Source organism: Pseudoduganella rivuli (genome assembly GCF_009674485.1).
Taxonomy (GTDB): domain Bacteria; phylum Pseudomonadota; class Gammaproteobacteria; order Burkholderiales; family Burkholderiaceae_D; genus Rugamonas; species Rugamonas rivuli_B.
In genome coordinates this window covers 135556-160936 of record NZ_WKJJ01000006.1, presented here as the reverse complement: position 1 = coordinate 160936, position 25381 = coordinate 135556, and the positions used below count along the sequence as shown (strand labels likewise).

The following is a 25381-nucleotide window of genomic DNA, read 5'->3' as shown; positions in this document are numbered from 1 at the left end:
TTACTCATGCGTTCCTCCGTTTATGCGCCGGTTTTCACGGCGTTAAATTCCAGCACCTTGCCGCCATTCTTCTTCGCCCACGCTTCGGCCGCTTCTTTTTGCAGGAAGCTGCTGACATCGTTCTTGCCGCTGACGAACCATGCGTCTTCCGCCAGCAGTTTCAAGCCCGTGTTGCGGTCATGCGTATAGACCACGCGTACCTTTTTGCCAGCCTTTTCAAGCTTGCCCAGTTCGGCAAAGGCGGACGTCGCCGTGGCATAGCTGCGCACCAGTGGTTCGCCTTCCACCCATACTTGCGCGACTTGCTTGAAGTCCGTGATGGGCTTGCCCGTGACGGCGTCCTTCGCCACCAGCGGATGGCGGCCGTAGTGTTTCAGTTGCGTGTCGTAATCGAGGCCGGCCTGCTTGAACGCCGTGCGCAGGTACTGGTCGTTGATGAAGGTTTTCGGATCGAGGTCCGTTTCCGTGCGTTTCATCAGGCGCAGCGTTTCAATCGACGTTTGCACGGCCTGGCGGTATTCCGGCTTCCACGTGAAGTCGCGCGTCTGCAAGCCCAGCGGGCCATGGAACAGGTAATTGATTTCCGCTTCGATGCCCGTGACCCTGGCAATCAGCTCGCTGTATTTTTCCGGTTCGGCCGCCACCAGGCGGTCCGCTTCGATGGCGGCGCGCAGGAAGGCCACGACGATTTCAGGATATTTTTTCGCGAAGTCCGTGTCGACCAGGCTGCCGTGCAGGGTCGGCGCGTTGGCTTGCGAACCGTCGTAGATCTTGCGTGCATAGCCACGATGCGGGAACAGTTCCGCGAATGGCACGAAGTCCGCGTGCGCGTCGATCTTGTTCGCCTGCAGCGCCGAACCGGCGACTTCGGGCGCCTGCGTGACGATGGTGATGTCGCGGTCCGGCGTCCAGCCTTGTGCTTTCACGGCCCGCAGCAGCATGCCGTGCGCTGTCGATGCGAAGGGTACGGAAATGGTCTTGCCTTTCAGTTCCGACAGCGACTGGATGCCGGACGCTTTCGGCACCACGATGCCGTTGCCGCTACCCTGGGTGCTGCCGGACAGCACGGTGATGAACTGGCTCTGGCGACCCGCTTTCTGGAAGGCCGCGCCATTGAACGAGCCGGGGAAGTCCGCCATCGAACCAATATCGAGCTTGCCCGCCACCATTTCATTGGTCAGCGGCGCGCCGGACGTGAAGTTTTTCCACTGGATGTCGTATTGCGCATCCTTGTACTTGCCGTCTTTCGGCAGGTACTTTTCCAGCAACTTCAGTTCACGGATGATCAGGCCGCCGGTGGCGCAATTGATGGTGGTGTCCTGGGTGCCGATGGCGATGCGGATGGTCTCGGCATTGGCCGAAACAACGATGGTCGACAGCAGCAGGGGTAACAGTTTTTTCAGCATGGCAGTTCCTTAGATCAACGCAACAGGTAAGGGATATCGACCGTGACGGCGCCGGTCGGGCAATCTTTTTCGCAAGGCATGCAATACCAGCATTCGTCGTACTTCATGTAGGCTTTGCCCTTGACCATGTCGATGGCCAGCACGTCGAGGGGGCAGACGTCGACGCAGACGGTGCAGCCTTTATGGGCGATGCACAGGTCGTCGTTGACGCGGACCGGCACGCTGGCCGGGATATAGGCGGTAGTCATGGTGTTCCTTTCAGGCCGCCAGCGCGGCCGGGGTGGTTTCCTGTTCGGCGGCTTGCCGGGACGGCGCGGTGCGCTGCACCCGCAAGCGCTGGTAAGCGTTTTTTTCCTCATCGTCCAGCGGCACGATGTAGGGAGCGATGGGGCGCTTGAAGCATTCCATCTTCCCGTCGGTCTTCTTCAACTGCACGTGGACGAACCAGTCGCTGTCATTGCGCTCCGGGTAGTCGGCGCGGTTGTGGTACAGGCCCCAGCGGCTCTCCGTGCGGTACAGCGAGGCGCGTGCCGCCATTTCCGCGCAATCGCGGATCGCATGCACTTCCATGGCGCGCATCAGTTCATGCGGGTTGGTGGCGACAAGACGGTCCAGGTCCGACTGGATGGCTTCGAAGCGGGTCAGCCCCAGTTCCATCTTGCGCGTGACTTTCGGCGGCTGCAGGTAATCGTTGACCATGCGGCGCAGTTTGTATTCGACTTGCTGCGGCGGCAGCCCATCCTTGCGGTTCAGCGGCGCCCACACGCGTTCGCGTTCGGTGGCCACCTGTGCGTCGTCGATGTCCGGCAGCGCGATTTCAGCGCAGCGGCGGGCCGCGCTTTCACCGGCCAGCTTGCCGTACACGAACGCGCCCAGCATGTAGTTATGCGGCACGCATGCCAGGTCGCCCGCCGCGTACAGGCCCGGCACCGTGGTGGCCGCGTGCTCGTCGACCCAGACGCCGGAGGCCGAGTGGCCGCTGCACAAGCCGATTTCCGAAATGTGCATTTCCACCATCTGCGCGCGGTAATCGGTGCCGCGGCCTTCGTGGAAACGTCCGCGGCTCGGGCGTTCATTGGTGTGCAGGATGGTTTCAATGGTGCTGATGGTTTCTTCCGCCAGGTGGTCCAGTTTGAGGAACACGGGACCGTTACCGCCTTGCAGCTCGTTGTAGAACTCTTGCATCATCTGGCCGCTCCAGTAATCGCACTCGATGAAGCGTTCGCCCTTGGCATTGGTGGTGTAGCCGCCGAACGGACCGGTCACGTAAGCGCAGGCGGGGCCGTTGTAATCCTTGATCAGCGGGTTGATCTGGAAGCATTCGATGCCCGACAGTTCGGCCCCCGCGTGGTAGGCCATGCTGTAGCCGTCGCCCGCATTGGTGGGGTTTTCATAGGTGCCGAACAGGTAGCCGGACGACGGCAATCCCAGGCGGCCTGCCGCGCCGGTGGCCAGTACCACGGTTTTTGCGCGCACCACGTGGAAGTCGCCGGTGCGGCAATCGAAAGCCATCGTGCCGGCAATCGAGCCGTCGGCGGCCGTCAGCAGGCGCGTCGCCACCAGACGGTTGGTGATCTCGACGCGGGCCCGTTTCAGGCGGCGGTACAGCACTTTCTTGATGTCGTGCCCTTCCGGCATCGGCAACACGTAGGTGCCCATGTGGTGCACCTTGCGCATCGCGTAGTCGCCGTTTTCATCCTTTTCGAATTTCACGCCCCAGCTGTCCAGCTCTTCGATCATGGGGAAGCTGCCCTGGGCGTAAGCCATGACGGTGGCCTGGTTGACGATGCCGTCGTTGGCCGTGGTGATTTCCTTCACATATTGTTCGGGCGTGGCGAAGCCCGGCACGACGGCGTTGTTCAAGCCGTCCATGCCCATGGAAATGGCGCCGCTGCGGCGCACGTTGGCTTTTTCCAGCAGCAGCACTTTGAGTGCGGGGTTCGATTCCTTGGCCTTGACGGCGGCCATCGGGCCGGCGGTGCCACCGCCGATCACCAGCACGTCGACTGTTTGAGTAATGGTTTGCATGGTTAGTCCTTGCTTTATTGCTTGTGGAGGCGGAGCCGGTACTGGAAGGCGTCGCCACGGAAGTACAGGTATTCGAAGTCCAGCGGGATGGCCTGGCCGTCCGCGCCGATGCCGTGGGTCAGGCGTTCGATGCGCAGGATGGCGCTGCCTTCGGCCACGTTGAGCGCGGTGGCCAGGGCGGCGTCGGCCGGGATGGCGTCGATGCGCAGGTCGGCATGGCCCAGCGCAATGCCGTAGTCGTTTTCCAGGATCAGGAAAATGTCGCGCTGCGCCAGGTCGGCGCCGCGCAGCCGTTCGCCGATGTGCAGCGGCAGGTACGTCACTTCCACTGACAGCGGATCGCCGTTCAGGCAGCGGATGCGGCGGATTTCCGCCACCTGCGTGCCGGTGGCCACTTGCAGCTGTTGGGCCACGGCGGCATCGGCGGCCACCGCCGTGTGGCTGGTCACCACGTTGCGGATGCTGTGCCCCAGGCGCGCCATGGCCTGGGCAAAGCCTTCCAGCTGCGACAGTTGCTGGAAGGCCTTGGGCTTGGCGACAAACGTGCCTTTACCTGGCACCTTGAAGATCAAGCCTTCCTTGTGCAGGTCGCCCAGCGCCTGGCGCACGGTGATGCGGGATACGCCGAACAGCGCACCCAGTTCGCTTTCCGGCGGCAGTTGGGCGTGCACCGCGTAGCTGCCGTCGAGGATGCGTTCGCGCAGGCGCTCGCGCAGTTGCGCATGCAGCGGCACCGGCGAGGCGGCGGCGGGAGCAAGCAAGTCGGATTTCAGGATTTCGTTCGGCATCTGCGCTGACCTGTCATGACAGGTAATGAGTAGCTGGTGATGCCGAGTGTAGGGAGGGGCGGCGCGCGGGGGAACGAATATGATCGCGCAAGCTTATGCCGGGTGACTGTCTATCGTTATGCGTTTGTGACGTTTATGTTAATGCGGGGAGTGAATGTGGCGTATCCACGTAGGGCGGTTTTGCTGAAGGCAAAGCCGCTATGCCGGCGTGACGGCGACGGGGAACGTAGTGGTGCGCATGCATGGCGGCTTCCGCTGCGCGGAAACCGCCCTACGGAGTGACGGAGAGGTGCTAAATCAGGGGCGGCCGTACCGTGCCGGCGGGACGCCGGGAACGTCGACTTCGACGGCGAACAGGGCGCCGGCGAGCGGTTCCTGCGCGCGCTGTTCGGCGCTCAGGCTTTCCCAGGCCGTGGTAATGAACAGCGTCTTGTAATCCGGGCCGCCCAGCACGCACGATGCCGGTTGCGATACCGGCATGTGCACGGTGGCCAGCAACTCGCCGTCCGGGCTGTAGCGGCACACGCGGCTGCCGCCCCACTGGGCCACCCACACGCAGCCTTCGGAATCGACCGTCATGCCGTCCGGCGAACCCTGTTCGCCGCCATAGGTCTTCCACAGGCGCGCTTCGCCCAGGCTGCCGTCGGCGGCCACGTCGTACGCGAAGGTGCGGTCGATGAAACTGTCGTTGTGGTACATGGTCTTGCCGTCCGGGCTGAACGTGGGACCGTTGCAGATGCGGTAATCGTCCAGCGCCACGTGCAGTTCGCCGTTGGGATCGAGGCGGAACAACTGGCCGTCAGGACGGCTTTTGTCGTCGCCGTTCAGGGTCCCGGCCCACAGGCGGCCCTGCGGGTCGGCCTTGGCGTCGTTCAGCCGCACGCCAGGACGGGCCGCCACCGGTTTGTGCAGGTATTCGACGTGCAGGTCCGGCTTCAGCCACAGGCGCACGATGCCGTCCTTCAGGCCGGCCATGAAGCCGTCGCCGTCGAGGCGCGGCACGATCCAGCAAATCGACGTCGGCAATTGCCAGCTGTGCGTGGCGCCGTCGGCGTCATACGCGTGCAGCACGCCGGGGATCAGGTTGACGAAGTACAGGCGTTGCTGTTCGGGCAGCCACAGCGGGCCTTCGCCCAGTTCGGCGCCCAGTTGCCACAGCAGGCGGGGCGTGTAGTGTTGTGCAGTCATGGCAATCATGATGGAGACGGGGAAGTCGACACTATGCCGCAATCGCGGCGCGCGCGGCGTGCCGGAACTATGCCTTTCAATCGAGTATGTATGCCGATTTGATATAGCTTGACAAGGTCAGCCCGCGCGCCGTTCGCCATGTTCGGCCAGCCGGAATGCCGCGTGCACCGCCGCCCGCAACTCCGCATCGTCCCACGGCTTGGACAGGCATTTGTAGACCGCACCCTGGTTGACGGCGGCGGCCATGGTCTTCAGGTCGGTATACCCCGACAGCAGGATGCGCACTGTATGCGGATACAGTTCGCGGGCCCGGGCCAGCAATTCCACCCCCGGCATGTCCGGCATGCGCTGGTCGGACACGATCACTTGCACATCCCGCGCAGCCAGCATGTCCAGCGCTTCCTGGCCGCTGTGCGCCACCAGGATGCAGTAGCCCTCCCGGCGGAACAGCCTTGCCATCGCGTAGGCGGCGCCTGGTTCGTCGTCGACCAGCAGCAGGGTGCGGGCCGGCACCAGCGCCAGGTTTTCCTGCATCAAGGTGCGGCCTTCGCGCAGCAGGGCGGCAAAGTCGGACGCGGCCAGCGGCTTGCTGAACAAATAACCCTGGATCTTGTCGCAGCCGATGCTGCGCAGGTAACTCAACTGGCCCGGCGTTTCCACCCCTTCGGCCACCACCACCAGTTCCAGCCCGTGCGCCAGCGCGATGGTCGCCTGTGCAATGGCGGCGCTGCGCGGTTCGCAGGTGATGTTGCGGACAAAGGTCTGGTCGATTTTCAGCTTGTCCAGCGTGAAACGCGACAGGTAGCCCAGCGACGAATACCCGGTGCCGAAATCGTCGAGCGACACGGAAACGCCCATCTGCGCCAGTTCCGACAATTGCGCCTGCACGGCTTCCGCATCCTGCATCATGATGCTTTCCGTCAGTTCGATTTCGAGCCAGTCCGGCGCCAGGCCGCTGGCCGCCAGCGCGGTGCGCACCGTGGCCGGCAGGTTGCCGGCGGACAGCTGGCGCGCCGAGACATTGACCGCCACGCGCAACGGTGGCAGCCCTTGCTGCTGCCATGCCTTGTTTTGCGTGCACGCCTGGTGCAGCACCCAGGCGCCGATCTCGATGATCTGGCCCGTGTCTTCGGCCAGCGGGATGAAGTCCGATGGCGGCACCATGCCCAGTTCCGGGCTGTGCCAGCGCAGCAGCGCTTCCATGCCGCTGACGCGGCCATCGGACAGCGAGACTTGCGGCTGGTACAGCAGGGTCAACTCGTTGCGTTCGATCGCGTGCCGTAAATGCGTCTCCAGCAACATGAAGCGCTGCGCGTGCGCATTCATTTCGCCCGTGAAGAAGCGGAAGCTGTTGCGGCCCGCTTCCTTCACGTGCGACAGCGCCACGTCCGCGCCGATCAGCAGCGCACTTGCCGAGGAGCCGTCGCGCGGATAAATGCTGACGCCGACGCTGGCCGTCACGTACACATCCTGGCCCTGCAAATGCACGGGACGGGCGATTTCCTCCATCAACTGGCGCACCGCCACGATGACGTCGTCGACCTGCTTGCACTTGGTGAGCATCAGCGCGAATTCGTCCGCGCCCAGGTGGGCCAGCGTGTCGCCCGGCGTAACGATGCGGTTCAGGCGGCGCGCCATTTCCTGCAGCAGCGCATCGCCCGCATCGTGGCCCATGCTGTCATTGATGCGTTGCAGGCGGTCGATATTGAACAGCAGGATGGCCACCAGCGCGCCATCGTGCCCGGCGGCCGCCATCGCCAGTTGCAGCCGGTCGTTCAGCAGGTTACGGTTCGGCAGCAAGGTGAGTGGATCGTGGTTGGCCAGGAAGTCCAGCTGGTGATGGGCTTCCTTCAGGGCGCTGATGTCAGTCGACACGGAGACATAGGCGCTGATATTGCCGTGCGGGTCGCGTATGGCGGAAATGCTCATGCGCTCCGGGTAGATCTGGCCATTCTTGCGGCGGTTCCAGATTTCGCCGCGCCACTGGCCCGTGGTTTCCAGGCTGGCCCACATGGTGCGGTAAAACGCGCTGTCGTGGCGGCCCGAGCGCAGCAGGCTGGGATTGCGGCCCAGGACTTCGCGTTCCTTGTAGCCCGTGATCTGCTCGAACGCGGGATTGACGGCGATGATGTTGCACTCCGCATTCGTGGTGGTGATGCTTTCCTGCGTGCTGTCGAACACCATGGCGGACAGCCGCAGGCGGCTCTCCATCTGGCGCCGTTGCGTGGTGTCGCGCAGGATGGCGGTGAAAATCTGCTTGCCGTCCACGTGCACGATCGACAACGCCTGTTCGGCGATGAATTCTTCGCCGCTCTTGCGTCGCCCGTGCACTTCCGCCAGGCGGCCGCTGTAATACGGCTGGTTGGTGCGCCGGAATTGTTCGTAGCGCACGCGCGCCTTGTTGCGGTAGCGTTCCGGCATCAGCAGCATGACGCTCTGGCCCAGCATGTCCTGTTCCGTGTAGCCGAACATGGCCACCGCCGCACGGTTGAAGTGCAGCACGTGCAAATCATGGTCCAGGGTGACGATGGCGTCCGGCGCCGATTCGCTCATGGCGCGGTAGCGGTTTTCGCTGGCGCGCAGCGCCAGGTCGGCATCGCGCCGGGCGCTGGCTTCCATCTGCAATTGCGCCGCGTGGCGCTGCACCACCTGGTACAGGTTCAGGCTGTAATACGCGACCGTCAGTTGCGCCGCCAGGGTGGAGGCGGTTTGCACATCCTGTTCGGAAAATTCCGGCTGGTTACGGCGGCCCGCGAAATACAGCCAGCCATACAGCGTGTAGCGGTCGCGCAGCGCCATGCCCAGCAAATTACGCACCGGCGGGTGCCCGGGCGGCAAGCCTTCCAGCGGCCCGCTGGGCGCGGCGCGGCGCACAATGTGGGTGGCGTCGAGCAGGCTGCCGGGCAGGGACGAGCGGTCCAGCGCATGGCCGCGCAGTACGGCGGGATCGACGCATTGCGTGGCCAGGTGCTGCACCACCTGTTCCTGGCCGTCCAGCAGGCACAGGGCGATGCACTCGGTTTCCAGGATCTGCGCGGCCGTGGCGGTGAACGTGGCGGCCATGGCGGCGGCATCCCGTTCGCTGCCCAGGCGCAGGCCCAGCGCCACCAGTTCATTGGCGATGGCCAGCGTGGCGGCAGCGTCCGTGGCGCTGGAGGCGCCGGTGGCGGGAATGCCATCCGCCGGCGGGACGCCACCGGCCGGCGCATCAACGGTATTGTCCAGGATCGCATCGCTTGCCCTCGTGTCCGCGGCGGATGCGGCCTGCGTGAGCGGTTGCGGTACGGCGGGCCATTCGCTGGCGCAGCCGTGCGGCGCCGCCGCTTCAGGTTCCTGTCCCAGCTCGTGGCTGACGGCGTCCAGGATCGCCTGCGGGTCGGCCGGTTTGGACAGCACGGTGCGCACGCCGCAGGCGGCGGCCATGGCGTGCATCTCGTGGCACGAATAGGTGGCGCTGAAAAAGATCACGGGGATGTCGGCCAGGTTCGGATCGTTGCGCAATTCCTGCGTAAACGCATAGCCGTCCATGGTCGGCATCAGCAAATCCGTGATGATCAAATCGGGCCGTTCGCGCCGTACCAGCGCCAGCGCCTGCGCGCCATCGCTGGCTTGCAGCAGGCGGTGCGGCGTAAAACCCAACAGGGTCAGCAGGAATTCGCGGTTGGTGGGGCGGTCGTCGACCACCAGCACGGTGCGGGCGACGCCTTGCTGTATGAAGTCTGGCTGCGGTTCCGAGTCCAGGGCGGGCATGCTTGTAGTCTCCATCTGCATGTCTTGGTCATGACTGAGTCATGACTGATGCTACCCTGCTGCCTGTTTACAAGGCGCACTACAGGGGGAATGCGGCTGAAACGGCGGTTCCGAGGGGGAATTCAGGTTGAGATGCGCCAAATCCTTTAAAATAGAGGGTTAAGGAAACTCGAAACCAAGGATAAGCAATGTCTATTTCCAGCACCGAAGAAATTGTTGCCGAATTGCGCGCAGGGCGCATGGTCATTCTCGTTGACGAGGAAGACCGGGAAAACGAAGGCGACCTGGTGCTTGCAGCGGACTTCGTGACGCCGGAAGCCATCAATTTCATGATCCGGTACGCGCGCGGCCTGGTGTGCCTGACGCTGACCGAAGAGCGTTGCAAGCAGCTGGACCTGTCGATGATGACGGCCCGTAACGGCACGTCGTTCGGCACCAACTTCACGCAATCGATCGAAGCCGCGGAAGGCGTTACCACCGGTATTTCCGCCGCCGACCGCGCCCGGACCATCCAGGTGGCCGTGGCAAAAAATGCAAAACCTTCCGACATCGTCCAGCCGGGCCACATCTTCCCGCTGCGCGCGGTCAAGGGCGGCGTGCTGATGCGTGCCGGCCACACGGAAGCCGGTTGCGACCTGACGTCGATGGCGGGGCTGACCCCGGCGTCCGTGATTTGCGAAATCGTCAAGGACGACGGCACCATGGCGCGCTTGCCGGACTTGCTGGAGTTTGCAAAAGAACACGACCTGAAAATCGGCACCATCGCCGACCTGATCCACTACCGCAGCCGCAATGAGTGCATCGTCGAGCGCGTGGCAGAGCGCACGCTGAAGACAGCCAGTGGCGAGTTCCGCATGATCGCGTTCCGCGACACGCCGACCGGTTCGGCCCACCTGGCGCTGGTGCACGGTTCGATGGACCAGGACCAGGAATCGCTGGTGCGCGTGCACCAGCCGGTGTCGATCCTGGACTTGCTGGAATCGGAAGCCACCACGCACTCGTGGACGGTGCCGTCGTCGCTGAAAGCCATCAAGGAATCGCCGCAGGGCGTGGTGGTGCTGCTCAATTGCGAAGAAACCGCGGAACAGTTCTTTGCGCAATTTGCCGCGCTGGACCAGCCTGCGCAGCGCCCGCAAGGCCGCGCCGCCAGCATGGACTTGCGCAGCTATGGTATCGGCGCGCAAATTTTGCGCGACGTCGGCGTGCGCAAGATGAAATTGCTGGCCAGCCCGCGTAAGATGCCATCGATGACGACTGGTTTCGACCTGGAAGTGACGGGTTACATGGCCAAGCCGGCTGTCTGATCCGCATATCAAATAACATACACACATATATAAGAGGGCTGCCATGACTGTAGGAAGCTACGAAACCAATCTGTCCGGCGAAGGTCTGCGCGTCGGTATCGTCCAGGCCCGTTTCAACGAAGACGTGTGCCACGGCCTGCTGTCCGCCTGCCTGGCGGAACTGAAACACCTGGGCGTGGCTGACGAAGACGTGCTGCACGTGACCGTGCCGGGCGCGCTGGAAGTGCCGCTGATCCTGCAAAAGCTGGCGGAATCCCAGCAATTCGACGCCCTGATCGCGCTGGGCGCCATCATCCGCGGCGAAACCTACCACTTCGAACTGGTGTCGAATGAATCCGGCGCCGGCGTGACCCGCATCAGCCTGGACTTCGGCATCCCGATCGCCAATGCGATCCTGACCACGGAAAACGATGAGCAGGCCGAAGTGCGCATGGCTGTCAAAGGCGCGGACGCTGCCCGCGTGGCGGTCGAGATGGCCAATCTGTCCATCGCGCTGGAAGAGTTGCAGCAAGACGCCGGCTACGACGAGTAAGCGCTGGCCCTGAAAGACCGCGGCCATGGCAAACAGCCGGCTGGCGGTCTTTTTCCATTTTTAAGACAGGTAACAAACATGACCGACAAATCCCTCCACGCCAACCCAAGCAAGAGCCGCACGCCGCGCCACCGCGCGCGCGAGTTCGCGCTGCAGGGTCTGTACCAGTGGCTGCTGAACAATGAAGAATCGACCAAGGTCGTCAACAACATCCGCAATGCGCACGGTTTCGACAAGGCGGACGCGGAATTCTTTTCCAACCTGCTGCGCGGCACCATCGCCGACTCGGTTGCGCTGCGCGAAACGTTCGCGCCGCTGGTCGACCGCGGCATTTCGGAACTGTCGCCCATCGAGCACGCCGTGCTGCTGATCGGCGCCTACGAGTTCAAGAACCACCCGGAAATCCCGTACCGCGTCGTCATCAACGAAGCGGTCGAACTGACCAAGTCGTTCGGCGGTATCGATGGCCACAAGTACGTCAACGGCGTGCTGGACAAGCTGGCCGGCCAATTGCGCCCGGACGAAGTGGACGCCGACAAGAAGCGTTAATCGCTGCGGCGAATCAGTCAAAAGCCACCCGGCGTCATGGCCGTGGTGGCTTTTTGCTTATAAGGACTTGTTGTTTACCGTGATAGCGGCCGTCATGGCCGGGATTAAGATGGCCGGATAGCCACCATCAACGGAGACGTATATATATGAGTACCGACAACCTCAGCGCCACCGACCTCGCGCTGCTGCGCGAAACCATCGCCTTGTCCGCCGAATCGCGCGACCGGGGCCGCCACCCGTTTGCCGCGCTGGTGGCCGATGAGCAGGGCAACGTGGTGGCCCGGGCAGGCAATAACTCGATGCCGCCGGGCGACCCGACGCAGCATGCGGAATTGCTGGCCGTGGCGGCGGCCGCCAAAGTCCTCAGTCCGGAGCAAATGGCGAAAGCCACCTTGTTTACCAGTGCGGAACCGTGCTGCATGTGCGCGGGCGCTGTGTACTGGACCAACGTCGGGCGCGTCGTCTACGCGCTGTCCGAACATACGTTATTGGGATTGACGGGGGCGCACCCGGAAAACCCGACGTTCTCGCTGCCGTGCCGCGAAGTGTTTGCGCGGGGCCAGCGGCCGATCGGCGTAGTAGGGCCGTTGCTGGAAGAGGAGGCGGCCGTGCCCCATCTCGGCTTCTGGAAGTAATCGCCCGCCCATAAAAAAACCGCCCGAAGGCGGTTTTTCGATCCAGGCAGATCGGGGGATTACAGGCCGGCAATTTGCGAATCAGGCAGTTTCGCGGATGCCACGGCCGGTTCCGGTGATTTCACAGCCGGCGCAGGGGTGGCGACGATCACCGGATTGGTGGTCGGCACTTTCTTGCCGGTGGAAACCTGTTGCAGTTTCTTGTATTCCGCCATGACTTTGGAGCCATAGCCTTCGTCCGTTTCAAAGGCGGCGGCGCCCACGTACCATTTCAGGCCCGCTTCCACCGAACCGCCACGGGTCACGTAATCCTTCAGGATCAGCGAACCGACACGGATGTTGGCAACAGGGTTCAGTGCAGCCTGGACGCCGCCCATCTCCTGGAATTTGTCGTGGTGCACCTTCGACATCACTTGCATCAGGCCCTGCGCGCCCATCGGGCTTTCCGCGAACGGGTTCAAGCCCGATTCGATGGCCATCACGGCCAGGATCAGCAGCGGGTCCAGCTTGATTTCACGCGCCGTCAGGTAAGCCGTCGAGACCAGCATGTTGGTCGCGTCGGACGCCACCCGGTAACGCTTGGACAGCCAGGTGGTGACCCACTCCTGCTGTTTTTTCGAGCCCATCAACTTCTTTTCTTCTGCCGTCATTGGCGCTTCAGCGGCCGTTGCCTGGGCGGTTGGCGCATCCATCAGCGCGGTCAGTGGCGGAGCCGTTACGGAAGCTGCCGCTTCTGCTTGTTGTGGCGCCATGGACTTGCTCAAGGCATGAGCCAGGTCCGGGCGGACGAACAGTACTGCAATCATTACTAAGGCGGTCACACCGCAAATCGTCAACGTGTGATGAAAGGTGGTCAGCAGGCTGCGCACGGTAACGCGCGACTTCGCCATGCCGTTGGCCACCGAGGCCAGCTGGCGGGTGGCATCAGCCACCCTGGTAGTGCGATTAGTCATAGAACTCCCCTGAAATGTCCGTAACGAGCGCATCCCTGCCGCGTTTTATCGCAGCTGTTCTTTTGATGTGCCAATGCCGTGCATCAGAAATATCATCGTTCAACGCTGCCGTGAGCAGCCGTGGAACGCCATCATTGCTTGCCTGAGCTGTCGCTACCCGATGCCTGGCGGGTACGCGGGACAGTCCGCAATACAACTTTTTCCGGGGGTTAAGGCAGACGCCTTGTGAAAACACTCCTTAAAATGTTTGTGGAGCCCCGACTCCGGTGAATGAATGAGTGACAACAAAGTTGGCTAACTGGCCATGTCCCCTCTTCAAGTAAGGCGAATTGTAGAAGCCGTTTTATATCACGTCAATACTAACAAACACGTTCTTTATAACTTATTGATATAGAATTTTGCCTTGCGGTGCAGCAAAAACTAATAAAATCAAACACTTGTCTGAAAAACCTCAATACGTCTTGCGAAAGCGAAAAAATCGTAAAAAAGTATGAAGTACACCGATCTGCGTGATTTTATTTCTCAACTGCAACGAATGGGCGAACTTAAGCCCGTTTTAACCCCGATTTCCCCGAATTTGGAGATGACTGAAGTCTGCGACCGTACTTTGCGGGCCGGCGGACCAGCCTTGCTGTTCCAGCATCCCACCGGACACACGATGCCGGTGCTGGGCAATTTGTTCGGTACGCCGCGTCGCGTGGCGCTGGGCATGGGGGCGGAAGATGTCAGCGAATTGCGCAAGATCGGCCACGTGCTGGCGCGCCTGAAAGAGCCGGAACCGCCCAAGGGATTCAAGGATTTGATGGGCATGGGTTCGCTGGTGAAGGCGGTGTGGGACATGTCGCCGAAAGAGTTGCGCGGCGCGCCTTGCCAGGAAATCGTCTGGGAGGGCAATGACGTGGATTTGGCGCGCTTGCCGATCCAGCATTGCTGGCCGGGCGATATCGCGCCGCTGATCACGTGGGGTCTGGTGATTACCAAGGGACCCAACAAGAAGCGGCAAAACCTGGGGATTTACCGCCAGCAGGTGCTGGGACGTAACAAGGTCATCATGCGCTGGCTGGCGCACCGGGGCGGGGCGCTGGATTTCCGCGAACACGCGGTGCAAAACAAGGGGCAGCCGTATCCGGTGGCGGTGGCGCTGGGCGCCGATCCGGCCACCATCCTGGGCGCGGTGACGCCGGTGCCGGACACCTTGTCGGAATACCAGTTTGCCGGCCTGCTGCGTGGCAGCCGCACGGAACTGGTGAAAGCCATCGGCAGCGAATTGCGCGTGCCCGCGTCGGCGGAAATCGTGCTGGAAGGGCATATCTATCCGGACGAAAACCACCCGTCCGGCTACGAACATGCGCTGGAAGGGCCGTATGGCGACCACACCGGTTATTACAATGAACAGGACTGGTTCCCCGTGTTCACCATCGACCGCATCACGATGCGGCGCGACCCGATTTACCACTCGACGTATACCGGCAAGCCGCCGGACGAGCCGGCCGTGCTGGGGCTGGCGCTGAATGAAGTGTTCGTGCCGCTGCTGCAAAAGCAGTTCACAGAAATCACGGACTTTTATTTGCCGCCGGAAGGGTGCAGCTACCGCATGGCGGTGGTGCAAATCCGCAAACAATATGCGGGCCATGCGAAGCGCGTGATGTTTGGCGTGTGGAGTTTCTTGCGCCAGTTCATGTATACCAAGTTCATCGTCGTGGTCGATGAAGATGTCGACATCCGCGACTGGAAGGAAGTGATCTGGGCCATCACGACCCGCGTCGACCCGACCCGCGACACCACGCTGGTCGATAACACGCCGATCGATTACCTGGACTTCGCGTCCCCCATCAGTGGACTGGGCAGCAAGATGGGGATCGACGCCACCAACAAGTGGCCGGGCGAGACCAACCGGGAGTGGGGCACGACCATCACCATGACGCCCGAAGTGAAGGCGAAAGTCGACAGTATCTGGCAAGAGCTCGGGCTGTGAGCATTACAATGCCCACGTTTCCGTCAGAGCGGTTATAATTGCAGCCGGCGGGCCCCTGCGCATTGCGGCATGGTCAACCTGGTCAGGTCGGGAACGAAGCAGCCACAGCCGTTCACCGCAAGTGCCGCAGATCAGGCTCGCCTCTGAATTCAGGAAAAAAAGCTGCCTCGCGCAGCTTTTTTTTCGCCCCTGCCTGTTGTGCAACATTGCCAAAGTCCCGGCGCCCGTGCGGGATGGTAAAATTGCCCGCATGTCTTATCAAGTCCTCGCTCGCAAATACCGCCCCCGGAACTTTGAAACGCTCGTCGGCCAGGAGCACGTCGTGCGCGCGCTCACGCACGCGCTGAACACGGGCCGGCTGCACCACGCCTACTTGTTCACCGGCACGCGCGGTGTCGGCAAGACCACGTTATCAAGGATCCTGGCCAAGTCGCTCAACTGCACCGGTCCCGACGGCACGGGCGGCATCACCGCCACGCCTTGCGGCAAGTGCGAGGCATGCCAGGCCATCGATGGCGGCCGCTTTGTCGACTATATAGAGATGGACGCGGCGTCGAACCGCGGTGTCGATGAAATGGCGCAGTTGCTGGAGCAGGCGGTGTACGCGCCGTCGAATGCGCGCTTCAAGGTCTATATGATCGACGAGGTGCACATGCTGACCAACCACGCGTTCAACTCCATGCTGAAAACGCTGGAAGAGCCGCCGGAACACGTGAAATTCATCCTGGCGACCACCGATCCGCAAAAGATTCCCGTGACCGTGCTGTCGCGCTGCCTGCAATTCAATTTGAAGCAGATGCCGCCCGGTCACATCGTGGGCCACCTGGCCAATATCCTGGGCCAGGAAAATGTCAACTTCGAGCAACCCGCGCTGCGCCTGCTGGCGCAAGGCGCGCACGGTTCCATGCGCGATGCGCTGTCGCTGACCGACCAGGCCATCGCCTATGCGGCCGGTGAAGTGACCCTGGATTCCGTGCAGGGTATGCTGGGTGCGCTGGACCAGTCGTACCTGGTGCGCCTGCTGGACGCGTTGGCCAAACAGGATGGCGCCGATTTGCTGGCGGTGGCCGATGAAATGGCGTCGCGCAGCCTGTCGTATAACGGCGCGCTGCAAGACCTGGGCACCTTGCTGCACCGGATCGCGCTGGCGCAGACCGTACCGGCCGCCGTGCCGGCGGACTTGCCGGAATATGCCGACATCGTGCGCCTGGCGGGTGAATTCGACGCGGAAGAAGTGCAACTGTATTACCAGATCGCCGTCCATGGCCGCAATGAACTGGGCCTGGCGCCCGATGAATATGCGGGCTTCTCGATGACCTTGCTTCGCATGCTGGCCTTTCGTCCCGGCGTCGGTGGCGCCGAAGGACTCCCGGCAGCGCCCGCGGCAGCCGTAGCGCGCGGTCCCGGCGCGGCGCGCGCCGCTGCCGCCGCGGCGGGATTGCCGGCCGCGCAGCCGGCACGGGCCGCTTCGATGGCGACGGCCAGCCATGCCTCCGTCACACCGGGCGCCCCGGGTGGCGGGATGGCGGCGCAAGCGATGCCGGCGCAGGCCGTAGCCCAGCCGGCACAGTACCAGGCGCCGCAAGCGGCTGCCCCGGCCGTATCCCAGCCACAAGCGGCCGCACAGGCGCCGGCTCCCGGTGCGGCAGCGCCTGCCGCGCCGCTGAGTCCGGCCAAGGCGGCGATCCAGGCGGCGTTGCAAGCAGCCCGCGCCGCCTCCGGCATCAAGGCACCGCCAAGCCGTCCGGCGCAAGTCGGACCGCAATCGGAACCGCCGCAAGCGGCCCAGCCGGCGGCGCCGTCCGCCATGGGCCAGGCGCAACCGGCTTCGCAAGCCATGGGACAAGCCCGGCATCCCGCCGCGCAAGCGGTGGGGCAGGGACGTCCGGCCCCGGCGATGGGCCAGATGGCGCCCGCCGCGGCGGCACAGGCAACGCAGCCGGCCGTGCAGGCGCGCGGTCCGGCCCCGTGGGAAGATGCGCCGCCCGCACAGCAAGCCACGCCGCCATGGGACGACGCGCCCTGGGACGATGGTCGTCCCGCGATGGGTGGCGACACGGCCGTGCTGGAAGCGCCGCCCAAGGTGCAGGTACGCCAGCAGGCGCCGGACGACGATTTGCCGCCATGGGTCACGGAATTCTCTGACGACACGGCTGTGGCTTCAGCGCAAGCCGATGCGCCGGCATCCATGCCGCAACCCCAATCGCAGGCGCCCCAGCGCGCGCCCGCCAAGCCGCCCTATGAATATGTGATCACGCCGGTTCCCGAGCTGGACTGGGATGGCAACTGGCCCGCGCTGGCGGCCCGTTTGCCCCTGCGTGGCGTGGCGCAGCAACTGGCGACGCAGGCTGAACTGATCAAATGCGTGCCCGATGGCACGGCATCGGCCCAGTTCTTTGTCCGCGTACCGATTGAAACATGGCGTACACCCGCTAATGTGGAAAAGCTGGCGGCCGCCCTGACGGAACGTTTTAATCGCCCGATCCGGGTGGAAACCGAGTTGGGTCGCGCCTGGTACACGGCCAGCGCGGAAGCGCAGGCGCACCGGGAAGCGGTGCAGCGCGCCGCCGAGGAAACCGTGGCCAACGACCCGTTTATCAAGAGCATGATCCGGGAATTTGGCGCCTTCGTGGTGCCAGGCTCGATCGTGCCGCCGCCGGCGCCACCGGCGCACTGACAATTAGCTATACTGACTTACAGGAATACAGGAGAAACGCACCATGATGAAAAACCAACTGGCTGGCCTGATGAAACAAGCGCAGGCAATGCAGGAAAACATGAAGAAAGCCCAGGACGCGCTGGGTTCCATCGAAGTGGAAGGCCAGTCCGGCGCCGGCCTGGTCAAAGTCGTCATGACCTGCAAGAACGACGTGAAACGCGTGTCGATCGACCCGTCGCTGCTGGCCGACGACAAGGACATGCTGGAAGACCTGGTGGCCGCCGCGTTCAACGACGCCGTGCGCAAGGCTGAAGCCACGTCCGCGGAAAAAATGAGCGGCCTGACCGCCGGCATGAATCTGCCGGCCGGCTTCAAGATGCCTTTCTAAACCTGGAAAGCCAGCCATGTTCATCATCTCGCTCACCTATCTGAAGCCGGCCGAGGAGATCGATGCGCTGCTGGCCAAGCACCGGGAATACTTGCGCGAGCAATATGACAATGGCATGTTCCTCATGTCTGGCCGGATGGTGCCCCGAACCGGGGGCGTCATCATCGCCACGGCCGACAGCAAAGCCGACATTGAAGCCGTGATCGAACTCGATCCGTTCAACGAGGCGGGCGCCGCCAGTTACACCATCACTGAATTCGTGCCGACCATGACGGCCGAGATCCTCAGCCAGTTCAAGCAGCACTGATGGCCAAGTCGCTGGAATTCCTGACGGAGGCACTGCGCCGCCTGCCCGGTGTCGGACCCAAATCCGCGCAGCGCATGGCGTTCCACTTGCTGCAGCATGACCGCGAAGGCGCGGCCATGCTGTCGCGCGCGCTGTACCAGGCGGTGGAAGCGGTACACCACTGCGCGCTGTGCAATACGTTCACGGAAGACGAGATTTGCGGCACCTGCCGCGATGAAGCGCGCGACAAGCGCCTGCTGTGCGTGGTGGAGACGCCGGCCGACCAGATGATGATCGAGCAGACGCTGACGTACAAAGGCCTGTACTTTGTGCTGATGGGGCGCCTGTCGCCGCTGGACGGCATCGGCCCGAAAGACATCCACCTGGAAAAACTGGTCGACCGCGCCAATGACAGCGTGGTGGAAGAGGTGGTGCTGGCCACCAACTTTACCAATGAAGGCGAAGCCACCGCGCATTACATCAGCGAAATGCTGAAGGCGCGCGGACTGAAGGTGAGCCGTCTGGCGCGTGGCGTGCCGGTCGGCGGCGAGCTCGAATATGTGGACGCGGGCACCATCGCGCGGGCCATGCTCGACCGGCGCAGTACTTAGTCCTATATTCATGAGCGACCAAAAACCAACTCACGGCCCGTTAAAAGGCATCAAAGTCCTGGAACTCGGCACCCTGATTGCCGGCCCGTTTTGCGCCCGCATGCTGGCGGAATTCGGCGCGGAAGTCATCAAGGTGGAAGCGCCCGATGGCGGCGACCCGATCCGCAAATGGCGCGTGCTGAAAGACGGCACGTCGCTGTGGTGGTCGGTGCAGGCCCGTAACAAGAAAAGCATCACGCTGAACATGAAGGATGCCCGTGGCCGCGCCATTGCCCGCCAGCTGGCGCTGGAGGCGGACATCATCATTGAAAACTACCGTCCCGGCGTGCTGGAAAAATGGGACATCGGTTACGAGCAGCTGAAAGCCGTGAAGCCGTCGACCATCATGGTGCGCCTGTCCGGCTTTGGCCAGACCGGGCCGATGAAAGACCAGCCGGGCTTTGGCGCCATCGGCGAATCGATGGGCGGCTTGCGCTACGTGTCGGGCCACGCGGACCGGCCGCCGGTGCGCGTCGGCGTGTCGATCGGCGATTCCGTGGCGGCGCTGCACGGCGTGATCGGCGCCATGATGGCGCTGCGCCACCGCGACGCCACCGGCGGCCGCGAACATGGGCAGGGCCAGATGGTCGACGTGGCGCTGTATGAATCGGTGTTCAACCTGATGGAATCGCTGGTGCCGGAATTCGACCATGCCGGCGTGGTGCGCGAGCGCACGGGCGGCGCGTTGCCGGGCATCGTGCCATCGAACACGTACACCACCAGGGATGGCGACAATGTCGTCATCGCCGGCAATGGCGACGCGATCTTCAAGCGCCTGATGCTGGCCATCGGCCGCGACGACATGGCCAACGACCCGCAAATGGAACGCAACGATGGCCGCGTGGCGCGGACCGCCGACATCGACGGCGCGATCCAGGCATGGTGCGACACCAAGTCCATCGACGAAGCGCTGGCGATCCTGCAGGCGGCCGACGTCCCGGTCGGGAAGATTTACTCGGTCAAGGACATGATGACGGACCCGCAATTCCTGGCCCGTAACATGTTCGAGCAACACCAGTTTGCCGACGGCACACCGGTCAAGTTGCCCGCCATTTCGCCGAAACTGTCGGAAACACCCGGCCATACGCACTGGATGGGGCCGGGGCTGGGCGAGCACAATGACGAGGTGTTGAAGTCGCTGGGTTACAGCGATGCCGATATCGCGGCGTTGAAGGCGGAGCGGGTCCTGTAAAAATACGTCAAGCCTGCCGCACGATCGGCGCCCGCCTTATCTTCAGCATTTGCGTGATCGCGTCGTTGGTCGACGGCTTGCCCAGGTAAAAACCCTGGGCAAGGTCGCAGCCATACTGTTCCAGCAGCATGAACTGTTCTTCCGTCTCGACCCCTTCCGCCACCACGATCATGCGCAAGCCGTGGCCCAGCGCGATGATGGCGCGCGTGATGGCCGCGTCTTCCGAATCCTGCGGCAAGCCTGAAATAAAGGATTTGTCGATCTTCAGCGTGTGCACGTCGAAGCGCTTCAGGTAATTCATCGACGAATAGCCGGTGCCGAAATCGTCGACCGACAGCAGCACACCGATGCCGCGCAACTGTTCCAGCATCGCCAGCGTGGCGCGGGCGTCGTCCATCAACGTGCTTTCCGTCAGTTCCAGTTCCAGCAAGCCCGCTTCCAGCCCCGATTCGTGCAGCGCGGCCAGCACCGTCTGCGCCAGGTTTTCATCCTTGAACTGGCGTGCCGACAAGTTGACGGCGAGCCGCACCGGGCGGCGGCACACATCCTGCCACAGGCGCGCCTGCACGCACGCGGTGCGCAACACCCACGCGCCGATGGGCACGATCAGGCCGGTTTCCTCTGCCAGCGGAATGAATTCGTTGGGCGGCATGATGCCGTGTTCCGGATGGCGCCAGCGCACCAGCGCTTCCACGCCCACCACTTGCGAACTGGCGAAATCGACTTGCGGCTGGTACAGCAGATACAGTTCATCGTTTTGCAGCGCCTTGCGCAACCCTGTCTCCAGCCTGACGTGGCTCATGATCTGCATCGTCAGCGATGAGCTGTACAGCTGCGCATTGTTCTTGCCCAGGTTTTTCGCGTGGTACATCGCCGTGTCGGCGTATTTCAGCAGCGACGTGCTGTCTTCGCCGTCCTGCGGATACAGCGAAATGCCGATGCTGGCCGTGACGAAGATTTCATGGCCGTCCAGCAGGAAAGGGCGGCGCATCGCATCCTTGACGCGCTGCGCCACGGCCAGCGCGCTGTCGACTTTTTCCAGGTCGGGAATCAGGATCGTGAATTCATCGCCGCCCAGGCGCGCCAGGTTCCCGGGCGGGAAGTCGCCCTGCTGCGCGCGGGTGACGGTGTCGCCGGGGCGGATGGTGTCGTGCAGCCGTTCCGAGACAACCTTCAGCAGCAGGTCGCCGACGTCGTGGCCCAGCGTGTCGTTGATGCGCTTGAACGCGTCGAGGTCCATGAACAGCACGGCGAATTTCTTGCCCAACTGGCGCGAGCGGGCCAGTTCCCGCTCCAGCGATTCCAGGAAGGCCTGGCGGTTGGGGATGCCCGTCAGGCTGTCGCAGTAAGCCAGGCGGCGGATTTGTTCTTCCGTGCGTTTGCGCTCGCTGATGTCGCGCACCAGCCCCAGCACGTCGCCGGCGCCGGTGGCCACCAGCCGCGCTTCATAATGCCGCGTGCCATCGTCGCCGTGCTGCAATTCATAATCGAGCGCCCGCACGGTTTGCGTGGCCAGCACCGCGTGCACCTGTTCCAGGATTTGCGCGGCAATCGGCGGCGGCAGCACGTCGCCGATATGGCGGCCCACGCACGCGTCGCCCCGGCATTTGCCATTGTTGTCCTGGCCCCGCTCGTAATCGAGGTAATAGCCGTCGCGGTTCAGGCGGAAAAACGTGTCGGGGATGGCGGCCAGCACGGCGCGGTTGTGCGCGTCGGCCAATCGCAGCCGTGCAATCGCATCGCTGGCCCGCAGCACGTACAGCACGCGGTGACCCAGGATGGGCCAGTTGATGGGCTTCGACACGAAGTCGGTGGCGCCGTCTTCATACGCTTGCGTCACGGCCTCGACGTCGTCGCCGCCCGTCACCATGATGATGGGCACGGCGGCGCCGTGGTCTTGCGCGCGGATGGCGCGGCACACGTCGAAGCCATCCATGCCCGGCATGTCGACGTCCAGCAGCACCAGGTCGGGGCGGATCTGGCGGAAGCGCGCCAGCGCGGCGGCGCCGTCTTCCGCCTCCACCGCATCCAGCCCCACTTGCGCCAGCATTTCCAGCATCAGCAGGCGCATGACGGGATCGTCGTCGGCCACCAGCACGGTACCGCGTGAAGGACTATGTAGCGCTGCCATATCAGGGCTCCTTTTCCAGGACAGTGCAGAGGGCGCGCCGCACCGCTTCGAACTCCCGTTCCATGCCGGCCAGCAGGGCCGGAGCGCCTTCGGTGGTGTGGGCCTTGCCCAGTTGTTCCAATTCCTTGCACAGGCGCGCCAGCGCCTCGGCGCCGACATTGGCGCTGCCGGACTTCAGGCTGTGCGCGATGCGTCGCAGTTGATCCGGCTGTTGTCCTTCCAGCGCGGCGCGCAACGCGGTCAGTTGCTGGGGCGTGTTGTCCAGGTACGACTGCACGACGCGGCGCAGCAGGCTGGGCGTTTTCCCATTGTTATTGCCGTTGTTGCTGCCATGGTCGAGGGCACGGATATTGTCCAGCGCGCGCGGGTTCAGCGGATCGGCGCTTGCCTGGGTTGGGAGCTGGGGCATGGCTAGCTGCGCATCGGCCTGCGCATTGGCTTGCTTTGCGGGCAAACGCGGCAGCCGGATCCACCGCGCCAGCGTTTCACCCAGCCCCTGTTGCGTGAAGGGCTTGCTGAGGTAATCGTCCATGCCCGCCGCCAGGCAGGTTTCGCGGTCGCCCGGCAAGGCGTTGGCCGTAATCGCCACCACCGGCAGGCGTGTGCGGCCTTGCTGCTGTTCGTGGCGGCGGATTTCCGCGGTGGCGGCCATGCCATCCATCACCGGCATCTGGCAATCCATCAGCACCGCATCGAAACCTTCGGCGCGCACGGCGTCCAGCGCTTCCGCGCCATTGCCGGCGCAGCGCACTTCCAGTCCCAGACCGCGCAGCATGGCCGACGCCACCTGGACGTTGACGGGATTGTCTTCGGCCAGCAGCACCTTGCGGCGCTTGCCGTGGCCGGGCGATGGCGGCGGGGCAGGGGGCGGCGGTGAGGGAGTCACGGGGTGCGGCGGCGCCGCCTCGGCAGCTTGCCGCGCGCCCGTACCCGAGCGCTGCGGCGTGGCGACGCATTCATACACATCGCAGGCGCGGGGCGGTTTGATCAGCTGGAACGCCACCCCGGCTTCCCGGCGCTGCACGGTGTCGGCGGCATTGCGTTCGCTGGCCAGCAACAGCAGCCGCACGCCGGCAATGGCGGCATCGGCCTTGATGTCGGCCGCCAACATCAAGCCGCTGCCGGGGCGCAAGTCCATGTCCAGCAGCGCCACGTCATATGGATGGCCGCGCGCCGCGCCGTCGCGCAGCATGCGCAACGCCGCGTCGGACGATTCGGCGCAATCGACGTGCAGGTGCCAGCGCGCCAGCTGGCGTTCCAGCAGCAGGCGGTTTTCCGGCAGCGGGTCCGCCACCAGCGCGCGCTTGCCGGCCGCCGCCGATGGCGGCGCAGCCGTATCGCCATCGGCTTCGTCGACGCGGCGCTTGTCGAAGCGCAGCGCGAACCAGAATATCGATCCCTGCGTCAGCGCGTGGTCGACGCCGATGGCGCCGCCCATCAATTCCACCAGCTGTTTCGAGATCGCCAGCCCCAGTCCCGTGCCGCCGTGCTTGCGCGTGGTGGAGCCGTCCGCCTGCGAGAACGACGTGAAAATGCGGCTGCGCGCCTCGCGCGACACGCCGATGCCCGTGTCATGCACTTCAAAGCGCAAGTCCACGCTTTGCGCATCTTCATTGGTGACCGCCACCTTGACGGTGATCTTGCCGGTTTCCGTGAACTTGATGGCATTGCCCAGCAAGTTGAACAGCACTTGCCGCAGCCGGTTGGGATCGCCGCAGATGGCGACCGGGATATCGTTGGCGATGGCGAATTCGATCGCAATGCCTTTGGCATGCGCCTGCGGCGTGAACACCTGGTCGATATCGTCCAGCAGTTCGCGGAAATTGAAGTGGATGTATTCGACGGTCAGCTTGCCCGCTTCGATCTTGGAAAAGTCGAGGATGTCGTTAATGATGACCAGCAGGTGTTCGCCGGAACGCTGCACCATTTCCGTATAGTGGCGCTGCACGTCCGTCAGCGGTGTGGACAGCAGCAATTCCGTCATGCCCAGCACGCCGTTCATCGGCGTGCGGATTTCATGGCTCATGGTGGCGAGAAAGGCGCTCTTGGCCTGGCTTGCGCTTTCCGCCGCGTTCTTGGCTTTTTCCAGCTGCTCGGTGCGCACGCTCACCTGCCGTTCCAGCTGGTCGCGGTATTGCGCCAGGCGCGCATCGCGGCTGGCCATTTGCACCAGCATGTCGTTGAAGCTGTCCAGCAGCGCACCCAGTTCGTCGGTGCGGCTGTGCTGCAGGCGGGCGCCGGGTTGGCCGTCGGCGGCCTGGCGCGCGGCGGCGATCAGGCTCGCGATGGGTTCGGCAATGCCGTCGCGGAAACGGCGCGCCAGCCACAGCGCGCACAGGAACGACAGCACGGCGGCGATAGCGCCGCCCACCAGGTTTTGCAGGATATCGCGCCACATGCGGGGTAATCCCGCTTCCAGCATGACGGCGCCCACCTGGTCTTGCTGGAAATGCACGCCGCGGTACATGCGCAGCCCCGGCGCCCACAGCGGCCCGGAAAATTCATGTTCGCCGGCCTTGCCGATGTCCTGCAGCCGGCGCAATTCCAGGTCGGGCGGGGCGGCGGGACCGTCGTCGTGCATGGCGCTGCGGGACAGCAGCTTGCCGTCGCGGTCGAACAGGACTACTTGACGGATATCGTCGCGGCCATCGAAGTTGGCCAGCGCCAGCACCTGGTTCGCCTGCGACGGATCCACGTACAGCAGCGCGATGGCGCTGTTGGCCGCCACCGTGCCCGCCAGCGTGTGCAACTGGCGCCGCTCGAGTTCCAGCTGGCTCGACACATGCGTGGCCGCGAACACGGCGAACGCCAGCAGCAAGGCGCTGCCGGTCGACCAGGCGCTGATCATGGTGAGTTTCCGGCTCAGGCCGGAGCGTTCGAAGCTGAGCATAGGTCCCGGCCCATAATTCCGTTAGGAAAATATATCTGTCGGGATCTTTAACATGTTGATTTTTATCTAACGTTACT

General features: G+C 63.6%; 19 protein-coding genes and 1 other RNA gene. 11 read left to right on the top strand and 9 right to left on the bottom strand.

Annotation, left to right across the window (positions count from 1 at the left end):
* Positions 1–20 precede the first annotated feature (20 nt).
* The 6 genes from GJ700_RS11385 to GJ700_RS11360 all read right to left on the bottom strand — a co-directional run bounded on the left by GJ700_RS11385 (position 21) and on the right by GJ700_RS11360 (position 9160).
* Complete coding sequence (locus GJ700_RS11385) at positions 21–1406, bottom strand: ABC transporter substrate-binding protein (RefSeq protein ID WP_154373747.1); 1386 nt, start codon at positions 1404–1406, stop codon at positions 21–23.
* 14 nt (positions 1407–1420) lie between these two features.
* Entirely contained in the window at positions 1421–1654 is a 234-nt protein-coding gene (locus GJ700_RS11380) for a 4Fe-4S dicluster domain-containing protein (RefSeq protein WP_154373745.1), read from the bottom strand.
* Positions 1655–1664: 10 nt separating this feature from the next.
* Positions 1665–3434 carry a fumarate reductase/succinate dehydrogenase flavoprotein subunit gene (locus tag GJ700_RS11375; RefSeq protein WP_154373743.1) on the bottom strand — a complete coding sequence of 590 codons (1770 nt, stop codon included), beginning with the start codon at positions 3432–3434 and terminating at the stop codon, positions 1665–1667.
* Positions 3435–3448: 14 nt separating this feature from the next.
* Positions 3449–4222, bottom strand: a complete 774-nt coding sequence (locus GJ700_RS11370; RefSeq protein ID WP_154373741.1) for a GntR family transcriptional regulator — start codon at positions 4220–4222, stop codon at positions 3449–3451.
* A 297-nt stretch (positions 4223–4519) separates the two neighbouring features.
* Entirely contained in the window at positions 4520–5410 is an 891-nt protein-coding gene (locus GJ700_RS11365) for an SMP-30/gluconolactonase/LRE family protein (protein WP_154373739.1), read from the bottom strand.
* A 117-nt stretch (positions 5411–5527) separates the two neighbouring features.
* On the bottom strand, positions 5528–9160 hold the full coding sequence (locus tag GJ700_RS11360; RefSeq protein ID WP_229506930.1) for an EAL domain-containing protein: 3633 nt from the start codon (positions 9158–9160) through the stop codon (positions 5528–5530).
* Positions 9161–9348: 188 nt separating this feature from the next.
* Between GJ700_RS11360 and ribBA the strand changes: the two genes are divergently transcribed.
* The 4 genes from ribBA (at position 9349) to GJ700_RS11335 (ending at position 12180) form a co-directional block, all read left to right on the top strand.
* Positions 9349–10464: a bifunctional 3,4-dihydroxy-2-butanone-4-phosphate synthase/GTP cyclohydrolase II gene (ribBA, locus tag GJ700_RS11350; RefSeq protein ID WP_154373737.1), complete on the top strand. Its 1116-nt coding sequence runs from the start codon at positions 9349–9351 to the stop codon at positions 10462–10464.
* Between the two features lie 43 nt (positions 10465–10507).
* Positions 10508–10996: a 6,7-dimethyl-8-ribityllumazine synthase gene (ribH, locus tag GJ700_RS11345; protein ID WP_154373735.1), complete on the top strand. Its 489-nt coding sequence runs from the start codon at positions 10508–10510 to the stop codon at positions 10994–10996.
* Positions 10997–11074: 78 nt separating this feature from the next.
* Complete coding sequence (gene nusB, locus GJ700_RS11340) at positions 11075–11545, top strand: transcription antitermination factor NusB (RefSeq protein ID WP_154373733.1); 471 nt, start codon at positions 11075–11077, stop codon at positions 11543–11545.
* A gap of 146 nt (positions 11546–11691) precedes the next feature.
* Complete coding sequence (locus GJ700_RS11335) at positions 11692–12180, top strand: nucleoside deaminase (RefSeq protein WP_154373731.1); 489 nt, start codon at positions 11692–11694, stop codon at positions 12178–12180.
* A gap of 59 nt (positions 12181–12239) precedes the next feature.
* Here the strand turns inward: GJ700_RS11335 and GJ700_RS11330 are convergent, their stop codons facing one another.
* On the bottom strand, positions 12240–13133 hold the full coding sequence (locus GJ700_RS11330; protein ID WP_154373729.1) for a transglycosylase SLT domain-containing protein: 894 nt from the start codon (positions 13131–13133) through the stop codon (positions 12240–12242).
* Positions 13134–13623: 490 nt separating this feature from the next.
* On the opposite strand from GJ700_RS11330, the gene ubiD reads away from it, so the two are divergent.
* From ubiD to GJ700_RS11295, 7 genes are all read left to right on the top strand, one after another.
* Positions 13624–15108 (top strand): 4-hydroxy-3-polyprenylbenzoate decarboxylase, encoded by a 1485-nt coding sequence (gene ubiD / locus GJ700_RS11325; RefSeq protein ID WP_154373727.1) that lies wholly within the window; start codon positions 13624–13626, stop codon positions 15106–15108.
* 46 nt (positions 15109–15154) lie between these two features.
* Positions 15155–15253: signal recognition particle sRNA small type (gene ffs / locus GJ700_RS11320), an RNA gene on the top strand.
* 105 nt (positions 15254–15358) lie between these two features.
* A complete protein-coding gene (dnaX, locus tag GJ700_RS11315) occupies positions 15359–17785 on the top strand; it encodes a DNA polymerase III subunit gamma/tau (RefSeq protein WP_154373725.1) in 2427 nt (808 codons plus the stop codon).
* A gap of 43 nt (positions 17786–17828) precedes the next feature.
* Entirely contained in the window at positions 17829–18155 is a 327-nt protein-coding gene (locus tag GJ700_RS11310; RefSeq protein WP_154373723.1) for a YbaB/EbfC family nucleoid-associated protein, read from the top strand.
* 16 nt (positions 18156–18171) lie between these two features.
* Positions 18172–18462, top strand: a complete 291-nt coding sequence (locus GJ700_RS11305) for a YciI family protein (RefSeq protein WP_154373721.1) — start codon at positions 18172–18174, stop codon at positions 18460–18462.
* Positions 18462–19052, top strand: coding sequence for a recombination mediator RecR (gene recR / locus GJ700_RS11300; protein ID WP_154373719.1), 591 nt, complete (start codon positions 18462–18464; stop codon positions 19050–19052). Before GJ700_RS11305 ends, recR begins: the two co-directional genes overlap by 1 nt.
* 10 nt (positions 19053–19062) lie before the next feature.
* Positions 19063–20283 carry a CaiB/BaiF CoA transferase family protein gene (locus tag GJ700_RS11295; protein WP_154373717.1) on the top strand — a complete coding sequence of 407 codons (1221 nt, stop codon included), beginning with the start codon at positions 19063–19065 and terminating at the stop codon, positions 20281–20283.
* Between the two features lie 7 nt (positions 20284–20290).
* Here GJ700_RS11295 and GJ700_RS11290 read toward each other — a convergent pair whose 3' ends face one another.
* Both GJ700_RS11290 and GJ700_RS11285 read right to left on the bottom strand, forming a co-directional pair.
* A complete protein-coding gene (locus tag GJ700_RS11290) occupies positions 20291–22414 on the bottom strand; it encodes a putative bifunctional diguanylate cyclase/phosphodiesterase (RefSeq protein WP_154373715.1) in 2124 nt (707 codons plus the stop codon).
* 1 nt (position 22415) lies between these two features.
* Entirely contained in the window at positions 22416–25304 is a 2889-nt protein-coding gene (locus GJ700_RS11285) for a response regulator (protein ID WP_154373713.1), read from the bottom strand.
* Positions 25305–25381: the final 77 nt, after the last annotated feature.